The sequence below is a fragment of the Tsukamurella sputi genome, from assembly GCF_007858445.1.
Lineage (GTDB): Bacteria > Actinomycetota > Actinomycetes > Mycobacteriales > Mycobacteriaceae > Tsukamurella > Tsukamurella sputi.
In genome coordinates, this window is the sequence record NZ_VIGV01000086.1 from 1 (window position 1) to 627 (window position 627).

Genomic DNA, 627 nt, shown 5'->3' on the forward strand with positions numbered 1-627 from the left:
CCTCCACTAATGCAATCTCTGTTGAGAGAATCTCAAGTTGTCCTTGATGCTTCTGCTCCTCTTCCATTAACTCATCAAAACGACGTTTCGCGCGATGACGCACCTCTGCCTGATGACTTTCAGCTTGCAGAAGAAGGCTCAATTTTTTCTCAAGATCGTAATATTCACGATTCACTTTCTGCAAAGCTGATCGCGCCTTATCTACCAGTTGTTGACGCGCCTTCAGGCACTCCTCTTTCTCATAGAGCGCCTCATCTAAAAATTCCAATTTCTGATCGATCTCTTGCCGCTCTGCTATTGCATTCTCCAAAGAGCGTTGTCGCGCTAAGATCCCAAATTGTGCATCTTGGGTATTATAGAGCGCCCAGTCCGGTCCAAAGAGAAGACCCGATTTGGTAACGATCGCTTCATAGAGTGCCAAGGATTCTCTCAACGCGATAAAGCCGGCATCTTTTTCAATCGCGAGAGGCTCTAAGTGAGAATCATCAAAGATATAGAGATGGGAGAGAAGTGAGCCGATCGCCAGATCGCTCTCAATATAGTAGCCAAGTTGATCGGCACCATATGTATAATCATGCCCGCCTAAGATATAGCTACTTCCCCGTTGCTTCTCTGTCTCAACCATCA

At 46.3% G+C, this 627-nt stretch carries 1 protein-coding gene; it reads right to left on the reverse strand.

The genetic code is table 11. The features are described from left to right. Positions 1-627 (reverse strand): coiled-coil domain-containing protein (locus FK268_RS25945; RefSeq protein WP_205124535.1); only part of this gene is annotated, 627 nt, incomplete at both ends.